This window comes from Streptomyces sp. NPDC055962 (assembly GCF_042270185.1).
Lineage (GTDB): Bacteria > Actinomycetota > Actinomycetes > Streptomycetales > Streptomycetaceae > Streptomyces.
The window spans coordinates 459,185-475,862 of the sequence record NZ_JBHJYN010000004.1; the positions used below are offsets into that span (position 1 = coordinate 459,185).

The window sequence follows — 16,678 nt, forward strand, 5'->3', positions numbered from 1 at the left end:
GGGGGGGGGGGGGGGGTCACCCCCATCACCCCCCCCCCCACCGCCCACCACCCCCTCTACATCCCCCCAGGGAGGCAGCCCGTGACCGCACATGCCGTTCGTACCGGAATCTGGTTCATCGGAGCACGCGGCTCCGTCGCCACCACCGCCACCGCGGGGTGCGCGGCCATCGCGGCAGGGCTCCACCCGCCGACCGGCATGGTCACCGAGACACCACCCTTCACCGGTGCCGGGCTGCCGCCACTGACCTCCCTGGTCTTCGGCGGCCACGACACCCTCGACTGCCCCCTGCCGAAACGGGCCGAGGCGCTGGCGGCCGGAGGAGTCCTCCCGCACGGCCTGCCCTCGGCCGTCGCCGCCGAACTCGGCGCCGCCGACGCGGAGATACGGCCGGGCGGACCGCTCCCCGGCGACCACCGGACCGACGAGGAGCTCATCGCGGCTTTCGCCGCCGACATCGAGGACTTCACCCTCCGGAACCAGCTGGCGCGCACCGTCGTCATCAACGTCGCCTCGACCGAACCCGCCCCCGGCGAGGACGACTCCCGGCTCCCCGCCAGCTCCCTCTACGCGGCGGCGGCCCTCCGGGCCGGCTGCCCGTACGCCAACTTCACCCCGTCCACGGGGCTGCGCAGCCCGCGCCTCCAGGACGCCGTCGCCTCCTGCGCACTTCCCCACGCGGGACGCGACGGCAAGACGGGCCAGACGCTGCTCCGCTCCGTGCTCGCACCGATGTTCGTGCAGCGCGCCCTTCCGGTGCGTGCGTGGTCGGGTACGAACCTGCTGGGCGGCGGGGACGGAGCGGCACTGGCCGACCCGGCGGCGGCCGCGGCGAAGAACGCGGGCAAGGAACGCGTACTCGCCGACACCCTGGGAGCCGCCCCCGAGGGCGAGGTCCACATCGACGACGTACCGGCGATGGGGGACTGGAAGACGGCGTGGGACCACATCGCCTTCGACGGGTTCCTCGGCTCGCGGATGATCCTCCAGACGATCTGGCAGGGCTGCGACTCCGCCCTGGCCGCACCGCTGGTCCTGGACCTGGCACGGCTGCTGGCCCGCTCGCACGAGGCGGGCCTCACCGGTCCGCGGCCCGAGCTGGGCTTCTACTTCAAGGACCCGGACGGCGGACCGGCGGCGCTGCCCGAGCAGTACGCGGCACTGCTGGACTTCGCCGGACGCCTGCGGGCCGCCCGGTGAATCCCCTCCGGCTGCTCGCCGCGGTGACCGGCTCCCCGCGCCTGCTCGGAGCAGGGCCGCAGGCGCCCGCCGCACCCGTGCGGGTCCCCCCGGTCAGCCTGTCCGGTACGGGCGGGACTGCGCTCGCACCGGACAGGCCCGGACCCCGGGCACGTCTACGGGCCTGGGCGGAACTGCTCAGGATCTCCGCGCTGTTCACCGTGCCCGGTGACGCAATCGCCGGGGCCGCGTCCGCGGGGCTCCGGCCGGGCCGTGGCACGGCACTGGCCGTCGGGGCCTCCCTGTGCCTGTACGAGGCGGGCATGGCCCTCAACGACTGGGCGGACCGCGACGAGGACGCCGTCGACCGCCCGCACCGGCCGATCCCGTCCGGCCGCGTCGCACCCGGGGCTGCCCTGACCGCCGCGGGCGCCCTGACAGCGGCGGGTCTGGCCCTCGCCGCCCGGGCCGGCCGCCCCGCCCTGGCCGTGGCATCGGGCCTGGCGGCCACCGTCTGGGCCTACGACCTGCACCTCAAGCACACGAAGCTGGGACCCGCCGCGATGGCCGCCGCCCGCACCCTGGACCTGCTGCTCGGCGCCACGGCGACGGCCGGCACGGCCGCACCGGCGACGCCCGCACCCCGCGCGGCCGCCCGGCCGGCCGGTGTCCGGGCCCCGGCCGCCGCGCTCCCCGCCGCCCTCGCGCTCGGTGCGCACACCTACGCCGTCACCGCCGTCTCCCGGCACGAGGTGCAGGGCGGATCCACCGCGGCACCGCTGGCCGCGCTGGGCGGTGCCGCCGCCCTCGGGGCCGCCCTGCTGCGGGGGCGGCCGGCGCAGGGGGAACCACCCCGACCACGCGCCGCCGCCGGAGGACTGCTGCTCACCACCTTCACCGGCGCCTACCTCCGGACCTCCGCGATCCCCCTCGTCCACGCGGCACTGAATCCCTCCCCGCCCCTCACCCGACGCGCCGTCGGCGGGGGGATCCGGGCGATGATCCCGCTTCAGGCCGCCCTCGCGGCCAGGGCCGGGTCCCCACTCGACGGGCTGGCGGTCATGGGGCTCGTCCCCCTCGCCCGCGCCCTCGCACGGAAGGTGAGCCCCACATGACCCTCCGCCTCGGATACGGCACCAACGGGCTGACGGACCTCCGGCTCGACGACGCCCTAGGACTGCTCGCCGACCTCGGTTACGACGGCGTGGGTCTGACCCTCGATCACATGCACCTCGATCCGCTCGCCCCGGACCTGTCCGCGCGCACCCGCCGGGTGGCCCGCCGGCTCATCGGTCTCGGCCTCGGCGTCACGGTCGAGACGGGCGCGCGGTACGTCCTGGACGCCCGCAGGAAGCACGGTCCTTCGCTCCTCGACCCCGACCCGGACGCCCGCGCGGCCCGCACCGGCCTGCTGCTCACCGCCGTACGCGTCGCCGCCGAACTGGGTGCCCACGCGGTCCACTGCTTCAGCGGCGTCGTCCCGCCGGACACCGGCAGGGACATCGCGTGGCAGCGGCTGACCGACGCGCTCGGCCCGGTACTGGACGCGGCCGCCGGGGCGGGCGTACCGCTCGCCCTCGAACCGGAGCCCGGCCATCTCCTCGCCACCCTCGCCGATTTCCACCATCTGCGCACCCTGCTCGGGGACCCGGAGCCCCTCGGGCTCACCCTGGACATCGGGCACTGCCAGTGCCTGGAGCCCGCCCCGCCGGCCGACTGCGTGAAGGAAGCCGCGCCCTGGCTGCGCCACGTGCAGATCGAGGACATGCGGCGCGGGGTCCACGAGCACCTTCCGTTCGGCGACGGTGAGATCGACTTCCCGCCGGTTCTGGAGGCGCTCGCCGCGACCGGCTACGCCGGGCTCACCGTCGTGGAACTGCCCCGGCACTCCCACGCGGGTCCCGACATGGCCCGTACGTCGATCGACTTCCTGCGCCGCGCCACCGGGACGACGAACGGAGCCGCACCGTGCTGATCGACCGCAAGGAACTCGACGACCGGCTCCGGGGAGCCGCCAGAGCCTGGCTCGACGAAGCGCTCGCCGAGGCCGCGCACGCAGCTGCCCACCCCGAGGCGGTCGGCGGAAATCCGCCCTGGGAGCTGCGGTTCGCCTCGGCGGGACGGCACTGCGGGCTCGAACACGCCGACTCCGTGCGCGCCCTGCTGCTGGTCGAGGCACACGCCGGCCTGCCCGCCGTCACCCGGCTCTACGAGCAGGGGACCGCCGCCGAACGCCGGGCGGTCCTGCTGACCCTGCACCGGCTGGAGCTCGGCGCCGGCGCACTCCCGCTCGTCGAGGACGCCCTGCGCACCAACGACACCCGGCTGGTCGCCGCAGCCGTGGGCCCGTACGGCGCGGTCCACCTCGACACGCACGGCTGGCGCCACGCCGTCCTCAAATGCCTCTTCACCGAGGTCCCCGTCGAGGCGCTCGACCGGCTCGCCGAGCGGGCCCACGGGGACGCCGAACTGGCTCGCATGCTGGGCGACTTCGCGGCAGAGCGCAGCGCCGCGGGCCGAGCCGTCCCCGCCGGGCTGCGCACCGTCCTCGCCCTCACGGCCCCGGCGCCCGTCCCCGCCCCCACGTCCACGGAGGAATCCCGATGAGGATCTTCGACCCCCACATCCACATGACCTCCCGCACCACGGACGACTACCAGGCGATGTACGACGCCGGGGTCCGTGCGCTGGTCGAACCCTCCTTCTGGCTGGGACAGCCGCGCACCTCGCCCGCGAGCTTCTTCGACTACTTCGACGCGTTGCTCGGCTGGGAGCCGTTCCGTGCGTCGCAGTACGGCATCGCGCACCACTGCACGCTCGCCCTGAATCCGAAGGAGGCGAACGACCCGCGCTGCACCCCGGTCCTGGACGCCCTTCCCCGGTACCTGGTCAAGGACTCCGTGGTGGCCGTGGGGGAGATCGGCTACGACTCGATGACGCCGGCCGAGGACCACGCCCTGGCGGCCCAGCTCCAGCTCGCCGCCGACCACGGCCTTCCCGCGCTGGTCCACACCCCGCACCGGGACAAACTCGCCGGCCTGCACCGCACGATCGACGTGATCCGCGAGTCGGCCCTGGCTCCGGAGCTGGTCCTGCTGGACCACCTCAACGAGACGACGGTGAAGGCCGCCCTCGACAGCGGCTGCTGGGCCGGGTTCTCCATCTACCCCGACACGAAGATGGACGAGGACCGCATGATCACGGTCCTGCACACCTACGGGACGGACAGGATCCTGGTCAACTCGGCCGCGGACTGGGGGAAGAGCGATCCGCTGAAGACCCGGAAGGTCGCCGACACCATGCTGAAGGCGGGCTTCGACGAGGACGACGTCGACACGGTGCTCTGGCGCAATCCTGTCGCCTTCTACGGGCAGAGCGGCCGGCTCCAGCTGGACACCGCAGCCCCGGGCCCGCTGCACGAGGGGAACTCCATCCTGCGCGGCGGGGAGTGAGCCGTGCGCTTCCGCCACCCCGACGGTTCCACCGTCCACCTCGCGTACTGCACGAACGTGCACCCGGCCGAAACCCTCGAAGGGGTGCGTGCCCAACTGCGCGACCACTGTGAGCCCGTACGCAGACGGCTCGGGCGGGACCGCCTGGGCATCGGCCTCTGGCTCGCCAGGGACGCCGCCCGCGTCCTGGTCAACGACCCCGCCGCGCTGCGCTCCCTGCGCGGCGAGCTCGAACAGCGGGGCCTGGAAGTCGTCACCCTCAACGGCTTCCCGTACGAGGGCTTCGGGGCCCAGGAGGTCAAGTACCGCGTCTACACACCAGACTGGACCGACCCCGAACGCCTCACCCACACCACCGACCTGGCCCGGCTGCTCGCCGCCCTGCTGCCCGACGACGTCAGCGACGGCACCGTCTCGACGCTGCCGATCGCCTGGCGCACCCCGTACGACACGGACCCCACGGCGGCCGTCACCGCGCAGAAGGCGCTGCTCACGCTCGCGCAGCGGCTGGACGCCCTGGCCGAGCTGACCGGAAAGTCCATCAGGATCGGTCTGGAGCCCGAACCGGGCTGTACGGTGGAGACCACCGCCGACGCCATCGGGCCCCTCACCGCGGTCGGCCACGACCGCATCGGGATCTGCGTCGACACCTGCCACCTCGCCACCTCCTTCGAGGACCCCGACACCGCTCTCGACGCCCTGCGCACCGCCGGGGTGACGGTGGCCAAGGCCCAGCTGTCGGCGGCCCTGCACGCGGAACAACCGCACCTGCCCGAGGTGCGCGCCGCCCTGGGCGCCTTCGCCGAGCCCCGCTTCCTGCACCAGACACGCACCCTCACCTCCGCCGGTCTCCGGGGCACCGACGACCTGGACGAGGCGGTGTCCGGCGGGGTGCTTCCGGACAGCACCCCGTGGCGCTCGCACTTCCACGTCCCGCTTCACGCGCCGCCCGCGCCCCCGCTCACCTCGACCCTCCCCGTGCTGCAGTCGGTGCTGACCCGGCTCGTCGGCGGGCCGGTGCCGCTGACCCGGCATCTGGAGGTCGAGACGTACACCTGGCAGGCGCTCCCCGCCGAACTCCGGCCCCGTACCCGCACGCAGCTCGCCGACGGAATCGCCGCCGAGCTCACCCTCGCCCGCGACCTCCTCGCCGACCTCGGACTGAAGGAGCTCCCATGACCACCCCCGACACCGGCACGGAACCCGGCACCCGCCCCACTCCACTGCTCGTCCTCGACGTAGTCGGCCTGACGCCGCAGCTGCTCCAGCACATGCCGAACCTCCGCGCCATGGCCGGATCGAAGGCGCCTCTGTCCACGGTCCTGCCGGCGGTGACGTGTGCCGCGCAGTCGACGTTCCTCACCGGAACGACCCCCGCCGAGCACGGGATCGTCGCCAACGGGTGGTACTTCCGCGAGCTCGGCGACGTCCTGCTGTGGCGGCAGCACAACGGGCTCGTCGAGGGCGACAAGCTCTGGGACGCCGCCCGGCGGGCGTATCCCGGCTACACCGTCGCGAACATCTGCTGGTGGTACGCGATGGGCGCCGACACCGACTGGACGGTCACGCCCCGCCCGGTCTACTACGCCGACGGGCGCAAGGAGCCCGACTGCTACACCCGGCCGCCCGCCCTGCACGACGAACTGACCGGGAAACTGGGCACCTTCCCCCTCTTCCACTTCTGGGGGCCGGGGGCCGACCTCGTCTCCTCGCAGTGGATCATCGACGCCACCCGTCACATCATGGCCACCCGCACCCCCGACCTGGCCCTGTGCTACCTGCCCCACCTCGACTACGACCTCCAGCGCTTCGGGCCCGACGACCCGCGCTCCCACCGGGCGGCGGCCGATCTCGACCGTGCCGTGGCCCCCCTGCTCGACGACGCGAGGGCCCAGGGCCGCACCGTCGTGGCGCTGTCCGAGTACGGCATCACCCGGGTCGAGCGGCCCGTGGACATCAACCGGGCCCTGCGCCGGGCCGGTCTGCTGGAGGTGCACACCCAGGACGGCATGGAGTACCTCGACCCGATGGCCTCACGCGCCTTCGCGGTCGCCGACCACCAGCTCGCCCACGTCTACGTCCGCCGGCCCGAGGACCTCGAAGCCACCCGGGCGGCCCTCGCGGATCTGCCCGGCATCGAACAGCTCCTGGACGACGAGGGCAAGAAGGCCCACCACCTGGACCATCCCCGCTCCGGAGAGCTCGTCGCCGTCGCGGAGAAGGACGCCTGGTTCACGTACTACTACTGGCTCGACGACGACCGGGCCCCCGACTTCGCCCAGCTCGTCGAGATCCACCGCAAACCCGGCTACGACCCCGTCGAGCTCTTCATGGACCCCCAGGATCCCTACGTCCGGGTCAAGGCCGTCTCCGCGGTGGCCCGGAAGAAGCTCGGGATGCGCTACCGCATGGCGGTCGTCCCCCTGGACCCCTCACCCATCCGAGGCAGCCACGGCCGCCTTCCCGCGAGCGACGACGAAGGTCCGCTCATCCTCTGCTCCTCCCCCCAGGCGTTCGGCGGCCGAGTCCGGGCCACCGAAGTGAAGTCCCTGCTCCTCCAACTCGCCGGACTGCACTGACAGTCCGCCCCCCACCCGCACCTCCACAGGGAGATTTGTGATCATGAGCCGCACTCCGAAGGACCCCGAGCTCGCGCGCAGACTGAGCCGCCGCAACGTCCTGGGCGTCGCCGCGGGAGCCACGGCCGCGACCCTCCTCAGCGGTGCCTCCGCCCGGGCGGCGGGTCCGCAGTCAGACCGGGGAGAGGACCGCGGGAAGGGCCACGGCCACGGCAAGGGGCGTCCCGTCCTGCCTCCGGGCCGCCTCGGGATCCAGCTCTACAGCCTGCGTGACAAGGTCTCCACCCTCGGCTTCGCGCCCGTCTTCGCCGAGCTGGAGGCGTACGGCTACGACGAGATCGAGTTCGCCGGGTACACCCAGGGGTCGGCCGGGGCCATCACCCTGCCCCAGCTCAAGAAGCTGGCCAAGGACCACGGCCTCAACCCCATCGGCAGTCACGTCGGCTACTACGACGACAACAACCCGGGCGCCTACACCTTCGCGCAGAACCTCACCAAGGTCCTCGACGAGGCGGAGGCCCTCGGCCTCAAGCACATCGGCACCGCCTCCGGCCCCTTCCGCTACGGCTCCACCGTGGACGGCTGGAAGCGCGCGGCGGAGGACTTCAACACGTACGGTGCCGCCGCCCGCGCGCGCGGCATGAAGTTCTACCAGCACAACCACGCGGAGGAGTTCTCCTTCGCCACCGACAAGCCGAAGGTGCGGCTCTACGACGTCCTGCTCGCCGAGACCGACCCCGACCTGGTCTACCTCGAGATGGACATCTACTGGGCGTTCTGCGCCCAGTTCCGCTTCGGCAAGCGGGCGGACGGGACACCCGCACCCTTCAACCCCATCGACTACGTGCTCAAGCAGCCCGACCGCTACCCCCTCTTCCACGTCAAGGACGGCACCCGGAACGACTCCGCCGTCGACGGCTACGACATGACGGACGTCGGCGACGGCGACATCGACTACAAGAACTTCCTGAGCCGGGTCACCACGCGCACCGACCGGGGCCGCACCTACCACCACTGGCAGACCGAGCACGACAACCCGGTCGAGTCCTTCGCCTTCGCCCGCAAGTCCAGCGAGCACCTGCACTCGCTGCGCGAGAGCCGCTGCGGGTACTGACGCCCGACGGCGCACACGCGTGGGGCCCGGTTCCGGTACGTCCCGGGCCCCACGCAGGGACACCCCGGCGCAGGTCAGCCGATCCCCTGACGGTCCGGGCGCAGCGCGAACGCCCGCCCGGCCGCCTCGGGCACCGTGCGCTCCACCGCTTCCACCAGGAGCGCACGGTGCCTGAGCAGGGGCGTCCTGCGCTCCTCGGCCGCGAGCAGCAGCAGATCGTCGAAGGCCGCCAGCAGCCTCCGGGTGACCTGCGGACTTCCGGCCGCGCACCGGCGGATCTCCTCGAACGCCAGGTCCACGAGATCCGTCCACCCCGCCACCTCCTGGACCAGGCGCACGTCCCCCCGCCGGTCACGATGGTGCAGGGGGGCCAGCGGGAGACGTACGGCGACCGAGAGCAGCTGCACGATCCGGTCCAGGCACTGCACCGCGGTGGTCGGATCGTGCACGGAGGGCGACAGGGCGCGCAGCGCGATGTCCGACAGCTGACGCAGGCCGAAGGCCGGGTCCTGGTGCAGCGTGCGCTCGACCCCGACGAGGACGGTGCGGCTCAGCGCGCGCGGAGGCGGGGCGGCTCCGCCGTACACGGTCAGGACCGGTGTGCCCGGCACCAGGAAGTCCCCGATCCTCGGCACCAGCCGCAGCACGACCCCCTGCCGTCCGGCGGCCCGCACCAGCCGTGCCACCCGCACGCTCCGCAGCACCCCCGCACGCCCGCGGTGCTCGACGTGCGCCGTCCCCGGCCCTGCCGGCAGCAGCGCCCCTGCCGGGTCCCGCGGCTGCTGCTCCAGCGCCCGCAAGGACTCCCGGGCGATGTGGTCCAGGACAGGCCCGACCTGCATGAGCCGCAGGGTGGAGGAGACGTACGCGACGAACAGCAGGAGGCTCAGGCCCACCAGCCCCAGGGTCAGCAGACTCTGCAGCAGCGGCGCCGACGTCACCCGCCGTGGATCCGGATCGGTTCCGCCCTCGTACGAGGTCAGCACCAGCAGCGAGAACGCGAAGGTCGCGAGGAACACCGTCAGCGTCAGCTTGCTGATCCTGCTCCGAACGAAGATCCGGACCACGCGCGGCGTGAGCTGCCCGCTCGCCATCTGGACGGCGACCAGCGAGATGCTGAACACGACACCGATGAAGGTCATCATCGCCGCGCTGACCGTGGTGACGACCGTCCGCGCGTCAGCGGTGAAGGCGAGGAGATCCTTCAGCTCCGCGTAGGCCCCTTCCTCCTGGAGGTGGGCGACGATCCTGGTGTCGAGCTCGGAGAGGACCCACCACACGACGAAGCTGCCCACGAGCCCCATGGCCGGCGCGAACCAGAAGGTGTCGCGCAACCCCTCCCGCAGATGCCGGCCGGCCCGCACACTCTTGCCACTCATGACGGCGAAGGTAGCCCGGAACGACACCGCGTACGCGTCACGCCACGGAACGTGAGGATTCCCGCCCGGTGGTCGGCCGCACCGCACTGACCATCGAAAACGCAGGTGAGAGGCACCCCAAACCCCTGGTATTGTTTTCTTTGTCGCCACGGGGAACACCCCGGAACGACAGACACCTTGTCCGGGTGGCGGAATGGCAGACGCGCTAGCTTGAGGTGCTAGTGCCCTTTATCGGGCGTGGGGGTTCAAGTCCCCCCTCGGACACCATGTATGACGAAGAACCCCAGCTCTGCTGGGGTTCTTCGCGTTGTGCGGGGCTGTGGCTGCCCGCACCGCTCCCGTGACCCACGCGGTGCGCCCTCCCGGGGATCGCACCGCGTGGGTCACGCGGTGCGGGTCACGACGTGGGCGCCGTGCACTTCGTCGTCGTTCCGTCGCTCAGGCAGGCCCGCACCGAGCGGCCGTCGGTCGCCTTCAGCTTGTCGGCGTCGGCGACCTTCGCGTACGTCCCGCCGGACTGCTTGTCCTCCAGCCACACCGTGACGCCCGCCGTGTCCGAGTGGGCCCAGGCGTAATGGTCGGTCACGGACCAGTCGGGGCGGCCGCCGGACAGGGTGACCCGGGCGCCGCTGGGCAGGGTCGCCGCCGCCCACTCCGTCGCCTTGGACGACCAAGTGGTGACTGCGCTCGGGGAGATCCCCTCACACGTCTGTCCGGGGGCGCAGGTGCCGACCGTGCCCTGGACGGACGTCTGGTAGAGGTTGGCTCCCTGGCGGGTGGCGAACGCCCACTTCTTGCCGTCCACCACCAGTCCGGCGATCTTGTCGGCGGACAGCGGGTCCAGCGCGATCATCTTCGTCGTGCCGGACGCGGTCAGCCGGCCGCCGGCGAGCGGTACGGGTCGTGCGGGCCGGTTGTCGTGGCCGCTGGACGCCTGGGTCATGAGCGTGGCCGAGACGTCGGGGCGGCCCGGCGGGAGCTCCGCCTCGGCCCAGTAGTAGAGGTGGTAGGGATCCCAGGCCGGGCGGCCTTCGTGGATCTTGAGGCGTCCCCCGAGGTAGATGTTGGCGTCCTCGATGACGTCGCCGTCGTAGTTCGGCATCCACTCCGTGACACTCGCCGGGTCTATCCCCGTGCACGGCAGTGTCGCGCAGGGGGCCTGGGTCGGGGCCGTGGCCGGGGCGTCGTCGTCCCGGGAGCACTTCGTGCCGGTCGCGTCGCTGACGCAGGCCCGAAGCTCCGGCAGCCAGGAGAAGGCGCGGGTCGAGCCCGTCGTCGTGCGGGAGGCGCCGGCGTGGGTGAACTCCGAGTACACCTGCCCCCAACGGCCCTGACCCTGCCACGCCTCCAGCCAGAAGCGGCCGCCCGCAGGCAGCACCCCCTCTGCCCAGCCCAGGTAACTGCCCTGCTTCAGGCGCCCGGCGACCTGCTGCACCGAGGCTCCCGACGGCAGCTCGACACGGTCGTAGGTGGAGCGCTCGACGTACGACCAGTCGGTCGTCGGCACCGCCCCGGGGTCGGTGACCTCGCCGCACCAGCCCTCGCACGGCCCTACGGGTACGACCTCGGCCGCGTACTGGTCCACGCAGCCGCGTTCGACGTTGTCGGTGGCACAGGCGCCGTTCGCGTACGTGCCGATGGGTGCGGTGTTCGAGTAGAGGAACATGCCGGTGGTGCCGGTGGTGTCACGGTAGGCGCGTGGGTGCTCCACGGTCGTGGTGATGTACATGCTGTCGCCCACGTTCTCCGTGGCGCGCAGCCACAGCCGGCCCTTGGAGACCCCGGCTCCGAAGCGGACCTCCGCCCAGGTGTAGATCTGGCCGGTTCCCCAGGACGGCTTGCCGGTGTACTGGATGATCTTGGTCCCCGAGGCGAGGGTCGTCTGCTTCAGGACCTTCGGCGCCCCGCCGGACTGCCACGCGGTCACCTGCCCCGGATCCGCTCCCTCACAGGGGAGTTGGGGACAGGGCGCTGCCTGCGCGGCGGCGGGCGCGGCCTGGGCCGTGGGTGCCGTCAGCAGAGCGGCGCCCACGGCGGCCGCGGCCAGGACGGCGCAGCGGGACCACCACCGCCGCACACTCGTTGCCGCCCGGCTGCCGTTGCCGGGCCCGCGCCCGATCGCCGAGCCTCTACCTGCCCCGCCGTCCATCGCACCTCCAGTGCGTCGTGTCACCACCGTGCCGGGCCGGATGGGCCCGGGGCGATGGAACCGGCGGCACCTCTCCGGATCGTCTCGGCCGTGTCTCGGGGCTCCGATTACGGCCAGCCGCAGGCGAGGCGCGCGCGGGGAGTGGTGCATCACAATCCGGCCTCGGGCGTCGCCCAGGGGGTTGATTTCCGCCATGTAATCGATTCCAATCATCCGTGTAATCGATTCCACGGCCCGTTCCGCTGGTTTCGAGGCTCACGGAAACCACAAGGAGGTGGTCCGGAAATGGCGAGCATCAAGGATGTCGCGGCCCAGGCAGGAGTCTCTGTCGCCACGGTCTCCCGCGTCCTCAACAGCCATCCCTCCGTCAGCCCGGACGCGCGCAGACGCGTCCTCGCCGCCGTCGAGGCCCTCGGCTACCGGCCCAACGCGGTGGCCCGCTCACTGCGCACCGACCAGACGCGCACCCTCGGGCTCGTCATCAGCGACGTGCTCAACCCGTATTTCACCGCGCTCGCCCGCTCCGTGGAGGAGGAGGCCCGCGCCCTCGGCTACAGCGTGATCATCGGCAACGCCGACGAGCGGACCGAGCAGCAGGACGACCACGTCCGCACGCTCCTGGACCGCCGGATCGACGGCCTGCTGGTCTCGCCCGCCGACGGCGAGTCCTCCCTGCTGCGGGACGTCGCCCGCGCCGGCACCCCGATGGTCTTCGTGGACCGCTGGGTGCCCGGGGTGGACGTCCCCGTCGTCCGCGCGGACGGTCACCGCGCCATCCAGGACCTCGTCGCCCACCTGTACGCCCTCGGGCACCGCAGGCTCGCCATCATCGCGGGCCCGGCGGCCACGACCACGGGCAACGAGCGTGTCGAGGCCTTCCGGGAAGCGATGCGCGCCCACGGGCTCGCCCTGCCCGACGCCTACATCGGGCAGGGCGACTTCCAGGCCGACAGCGGCCGACGCGCGACCGAGCACTTCCTGTCGCTCCCCGACCCGCCCGAGATCGTGTTCGCCGCCGACAACCTCATGGCGCTCGGCGCCCTGGACGCCATCCGCGCCCGCGGCCTGCGTGTCCCCGAGGACATCGGGATCGCGGCCTTCGACGACATCCCGTGGTTCGTCCACACCGGTCCGCCGATCACCGCGATCGCCCAGCCGACGGGCGAACTCGGCCGCGCGGCCGTACGCGCCCTGGTCGACATCGTCGAGGGCCGCCCTCCGCAGTCCGTCACCCTGCCCGCCGGTCTCGTCATACGCAGCTCGTGCGGCGAGAACACCCCCGACCCGGGAGCAACGAGTGCGTGAATCAACCGAGTTGCTGCGCATCGAAGGCGTACGCAAGACCTTCCCCGGTGTCGTCGCCCTGGACAGTGTCGACTTCGACCTGCGCAGCGGTGAGGTGCACGTCCTGCTCGGCGAGAACGGCGCCGGCAAGAGCACCCTCATCAAGATGCTCTCCGGTGCCTACCGCCCGGACGCCGGACGGATCTTCGCCGGCGGCCGGGAGGTGCGCATCCACGGTGCCCAGGACGCCGAGAACCTCGGAATCGCCACGATCTACCAGGAGTTCAACCTGGTCCCCGATCTGACGGTCGCCGAGAACATCTTCCTCGGCCGCCAGCCGCGCCGCTTCGGCATGATCGACCGCCGCCGGATGGAGGCCGACGCCGAGGTGCTCCTGCGCCGCGTCGGTCTGCACCTCTCGCCCCGGGTCCGGGTGCGCGAACTGGGCATCGCCCGGCTCCAGATGGTCGAGATCGCGAAGGCCCTCAGCCTGGACGCACGCGTCCTGATCATGGACGAACCGACGGCGGTCCTGACCTCCGAGGAGGTCGACAAGCTCTTCGGCATCGTGCGGCAGCTCCGCGCGGACGGCGTCGGCATCGTCTTCATCACCCACCACCTCGACGAGATCGCCGCCCTCGGCGACCGCGTCACCGTCCTGCGGGACGGACGCAGCATCGACCAGGTGCCCGCCTCGACCCCCGAGGCGGAGCTCGTCCAGCTCATGGTGGGACGCAGCATCGACCAGCAGTACCCGCGCGAACGCCCGGAGACCGGGGCGCCGTTGCTCTCCGTCCGGGGGCTCACCCGCGACGGGGTGTTCCACGACATCAGCTTCGACGTGAGGGCCGGTGAGGTCGTCGGCCTCGCCGGACTCGTCGGAGCGGGCCGCACCGAGGTCGCCCGCGCCGTCTTCGGCGCCGACCCGTACGACAGCGGTACCGTCGACGTGAGCGGCGAGCGCCTCGGCAAGCACGACGTGACCGCCGCCATGGGCGCCGGGATCGGGCTCGTCCCCGAGGACCGCAAGGGCCAGGGCCTCGTCCTCGACGCCTCCGTGCAGGAGAACCTCGGCCTGGTCACCCTCCGCTCGGCGACCCGCTCAGGGCTCGTCGACGTCAAGGGACAGCGCATCGCCGCCGCCCGCATCGCCGAGCAGCTCGGCGTACGGATGTCGGGCCTCGGCCAGCACGTCCGGACCCTGTCCGGCGGCAACCAGCAGAAGGTCGTCATCGGCAAGTGGCTCCTGGCCGACACCAGGGTCCTGATCCTCGACGAGCCCACCCGCGGCATCGACGTCGGCGCCAAGGTCGAGATCTACCAGCTGATCAACGAGCTGACGGCGTCCGGGCACGCCGTACTGATGATCTCCAGCGACCTCCCCGAGGTCCTCGGCATGAGCGACCGGGTCCTCGTCATGGCCCAGGGCCGCATCGCCGGCGAACTCCCCGCCCACGAAGCCACCCAGGACGCCGTGATGGCACTCGCCGTCAGCGGCGCCCCCGTAACAGCACCGTCCACCGCGGACGACGAGCACACCGAGAACGAAGAGGAGAGCCCCCGTGGCCACTGACACGCATCCGGGCAAGGCGGGCGCGGGCGGCGCCGGACACACCCTCCGCCGCCTCCTGCTCGACAACGGCGCGCTCAGCGCCCTGGTCGTCCTCCTGGTGGCGATGTCGCTCCTCTCCGGCGACTTCCTCACCACCCAGAACCTCCTGAACGTCGGTGTCCAGGCCGCCGTGACCGCGATCCTCGCGTTCGGGGTCACCTTCGTCATCGTCTCGGCGGGCATCGACCTCTCTGTCGGATCCGTCGCCGCGCTCTCCGCGACCGTGCTCGCCTGGTCCGCGACCTCCGCCGGAGTGCCCGTCTGGCTGGCCGTCCTCCTCGCCGTCGCGACCGGCATCGCCTGCGGCTTCGTCAGCGGAGCGCTCGTCGCGTACGGCAAACTGCCCTCCTTCATCGCGACCCTGGCGATGCTCTCGGTGGCGCGGGGACTCTCCCTGGTCATCTCCCAGGGCAGGCCGATCCCCTTCCCCGACTCCGTCTCCGTCCTCGGCGACACGCTCGGCGGCTGGCTGCCCGTCCCGGTCCTCGTGATGATCGCCATGGGCCTGATAGCGGCACTGATCCTGGCCCGCACCTACATCGGCCGGTCCATGTACGCGATCGGCGGCAACGAGGAGGCGGCCCGCCTCTCCGGACTGCGCGTCAAGAAGCAGAAGCTGGCCATCTACGCCCTGTCCGGCCTCTTCGCGGCCGTCGCCGGCATCGTCCTGGCCTCCCGTCTGGTCTCCGCGCAGCCGCAGGCCGCGCAGGGGTACGAACTCGACGCGATCGCCGCGGTCGTCATCGGCGGCGCCAGCCTCGCGGGCGGCGTCGGCAAGGCGTCCGGCACCCTGATCGGCGCGCTGATCCTCGCCGTGCTCCGCAACGGCCTCAACCTCCTGTCCGTGTCCGCCTTCTGGCAGCAGGTCGTCATCGGTGTCGTCATCGCCCTCGCGGTGCTGCTCGACACGCTGCGCCGCAAGGCAGGATCCGGTGCGGCGTCCGCCAGTGGCTCGTCCGCGGCGCCGGGAGCACCCGGGAAGGGCCGGAAGGGAGCGATGCAGGTCGGCATCGCGGTGGTCTGCGTGGCCGCCGTGATCGCCGCGGTGACCTTCTTCAAGTCCGGTTCCACCGGCACCACCACCAGGATGGGCATGTCGCTCTCCACCCTGAACAACCCCTTCTTCGTGCAGATGAAGGAAGGCGCGCAGGAGGAGGCGAAGAAGGCCGGGGTCGACCTCACCGTCACCGACGCCCAGAACGACGCCTCGCAACAGGCCAACCAGCTGGAGAACTTCACCAGTTCCGGGGTGGACTCCGTCATCGTCAACCCGGTCGACTCCGACGCCGTCGGACCCGGCGTCCGCGGTGCCAACGAGGCCGACATCCCGGTGGTCGCCGCCGACCGGGGAGTCAACAAGGCGGAGACCGCCACGCTCGTGGCCTCCGACAACGTCGCGGGCGGCAAGCTCGCCGCGAAGACGCTCGCCGACCGCCTCGGCGGCAAGGGCAGCATCATCGTCCTCCAGGGCACGGCCGGCACGTCCGCCAGCCGTGAGCGCGGGGCGGGCTTCGCCGCAGGCATCAAGGCCTACCCGGACATCAAGGTCGTGGCGACCCAGCCGGCCGACTTCGACCGCACCAAGGGTCTGGACGTCATGACCAACCTGCTCCAGTCGCACCCCGGCATCAACGGCGTCTTCGCCGAGAACGACGAGATGGCGCTCGGCGCGGTCAAGGCCCTGGGCAGCAAGGCCGGGAAGTCCGTCCCGGTCGTCGGCTTCGACGGAACCCCCGACGGGCTGAAGGCCGTCGAGGCGGGCACCCTCTACGCGTCCGTGGCGCAGCAGCCCAAGGAGCTCGGGAAGATCGCCGTGCGGAACGCGATCCGGGCGGCCGACGGCAAAAAGGTCGACAGCACGGTGAAGGTGCCGGTCAAGGTCGTCACCCGGCAGAACGTCGCCGACTTCTCCTGATCACGGAAGGCACGA

General features: G+C 72.1%; 13 protein-coding genes and 1 tRNA gene. 12 read left to right on the forward strand and 2 right to left on the reverse strand.

Translation table 11 applies throughout. The annotated features are described in order from the left end of the window. Positions 1-81: 81 nt before the first annotated feature. From ACFC51_RS15660 to ACFC51_RS15695, 8 genes are read left to right on the forward strand one after another with little or no spacing between them, the layout of a single operon-like run. Complete coding sequence (locus ACFC51_RS15660; RefSeq protein WP_376529084.1) at positions 82-1,200, forward strand: inositol-3-phosphate synthase; 1,119 nt, start codon at positions 82-84, stop codon at positions 1,198-1,200. After that, positions 1,197-2,294 (forward strand): SCO3242 family prenyltransferase, encoded by a 1,098-nt coding sequence (locus ACFC51_RS15665; RefSeq protein WP_376529087.1) that lies wholly within the window; start codon positions 1,197-1,199, stop codon positions 2,292-2,294. Before ACFC51_RS15660 ends, ACFC51_RS15665 begins: the two co-directional genes overlap by 4 nt. Next, positions 2,291-3,154: a sugar phosphate isomerase/epimerase family protein gene (locus ACFC51_RS15670; protein WP_376529089.1), complete on the forward strand. Its 864-nt coding sequence runs from the start codon at positions 2,291-2,293 to the stop codon at positions 3,152-3,154. Before ACFC51_RS15665 ends, ACFC51_RS15670 begins: the two co-directional genes overlap by 4 nt. Then, positions 3,148-3,786 carry an EboA domain-containing protein gene (locus ACFC51_RS15675; protein ID WP_376529091.1) on the forward strand — a complete coding sequence of 213 codons (639 nt, stop codon included), beginning with the start codon at positions 3,148-3,150 and terminating at the stop codon, positions 3,784-3,786. Before ACFC51_RS15670 ends, ACFC51_RS15675 begins: the two co-directional genes overlap by 7 nt. Next, positions 3,783-4,631 (forward strand): TatD family hydrolase, encoded by an 849-nt coding sequence (locus ACFC51_RS15680; RefSeq protein WP_376370053.1) that lies wholly within the window; start codon positions 3,783-3,785, stop codon positions 4,629-4,631. The genes ACFC51_RS15675 and ACFC51_RS15680 overlap by 4 nt, the downstream gene beginning before the upstream one ends. A gap of 3 nt (positions 4,632-4,634) precedes the next feature. Next, positions 4,635-5,810: a metabolite traffic protein EboE gene (gene eboE / locus ACFC51_RS15685; protein ID WP_376370055.1), complete on the forward strand. Its 1,176-nt coding sequence runs from the start codon at positions 4,635-4,637 to the stop codon at positions 5,808-5,810. Next, positions 5,807-7,210 (forward strand): nucleotide pyrophosphatase/phosphodiesterase family protein, encoded by a 1,404-nt coding sequence (locus ACFC51_RS15690; protein WP_376529094.1) that lies wholly within the window; start codon positions 5,807-5,809, stop codon positions 7,208-7,210. Before eboE ends, ACFC51_RS15690 begins: the two co-directional genes overlap by 4 nt. Before the next feature lie 43 nt (positions 7,211-7,253). Further along, entirely contained in the window at positions 7,254-8,324 is a 1,071-nt protein-coding gene (locus tag ACFC51_RS15695; protein ID WP_376370059.1) for a sugar phosphate isomerase/epimerase family protein, read from the forward strand. A 74-nt stretch (positions 8,325-8,398) separates the two neighbouring features. Here ACFC51_RS15695 and ACFC51_RS15700 read toward each other — a convergent pair whose 3' ends face one another. Next, positions 8,399-9,703 (reverse strand): DUF2254 domain-containing protein, encoded by a 1,305-nt coding sequence (locus ACFC51_RS15700; RefSeq protein ID WP_376370061.1) that lies wholly within the window; start codon positions 9,701-9,703, stop codon positions 8,399-8,401. A 179-nt stretch (positions 9,704-9,882) separates the two neighbouring features. Between ACFC51_RS15700 and ACFC51_RS15705 the strand changes: the two genes are divergently transcribed. Continuing rightward, a tRNA-Leu gene (locus tag ACFC51_RS15705) sits at positions 9,883-9,970 on the forward strand. A 130-nt stretch (positions 9,971-10,100) separates the two neighbouring features. Here the strand turns inward: ACFC51_RS15705 and ACFC51_RS15710 are convergent. Next, complete coding sequence (locus ACFC51_RS15710) at positions 10,101-11,852, reverse strand: hypothetical protein (RefSeq protein WP_376370062.1); 1,752 nt, start codon at positions 11,850-11,852, stop codon at positions 10,101-10,103. Positions 11,853-12,137: 285 nt separating this feature from the next. Here ACFC51_RS15710 and ACFC51_RS15715 point away from each other — a divergent pair, with 285 nt between their 5' ends. From ACFC51_RS15715 to ACFC51_RS15725, 3 genes are read left to right on the forward strand one after another with little or no spacing between them, the layout of a single operon-like run. After that, positions 12,138-13,157: a LacI family DNA-binding transcriptional regulator gene (locus ACFC51_RS15715; RefSeq protein WP_376529097.1), complete on the forward strand. Its 1,020-nt coding sequence runs from the start codon at positions 12,138-12,140 to the stop codon at positions 13,155-13,157. Further along, positions 13,150-14,709: a sugar ABC transporter ATP-binding protein gene (locus ACFC51_RS15720; protein WP_376529099.1), complete on the forward strand. Its 1,560-nt coding sequence runs from the start codon at positions 13,150-13,152 to the stop codon at positions 14,707-14,709. Before ACFC51_RS15715 ends, ACFC51_RS15720 begins: the two co-directional genes overlap by 8 nt. Further along, positions 14,699-16,663: a substrate-binding domain-containing protein gene (locus ACFC51_RS15725; protein ID WP_376370067.1), complete on the forward strand. Its 1,965-nt coding sequence runs from the start codon at positions 14,699-14,701 to the stop codon at positions 16,661-16,663. The genes ACFC51_RS15720 and ACFC51_RS15725 overlap by 11 nt, the downstream gene beginning before the upstream one ends. The last annotated feature ends 15 nt before the right edge of the window (positions 16,664-16,678 follow it).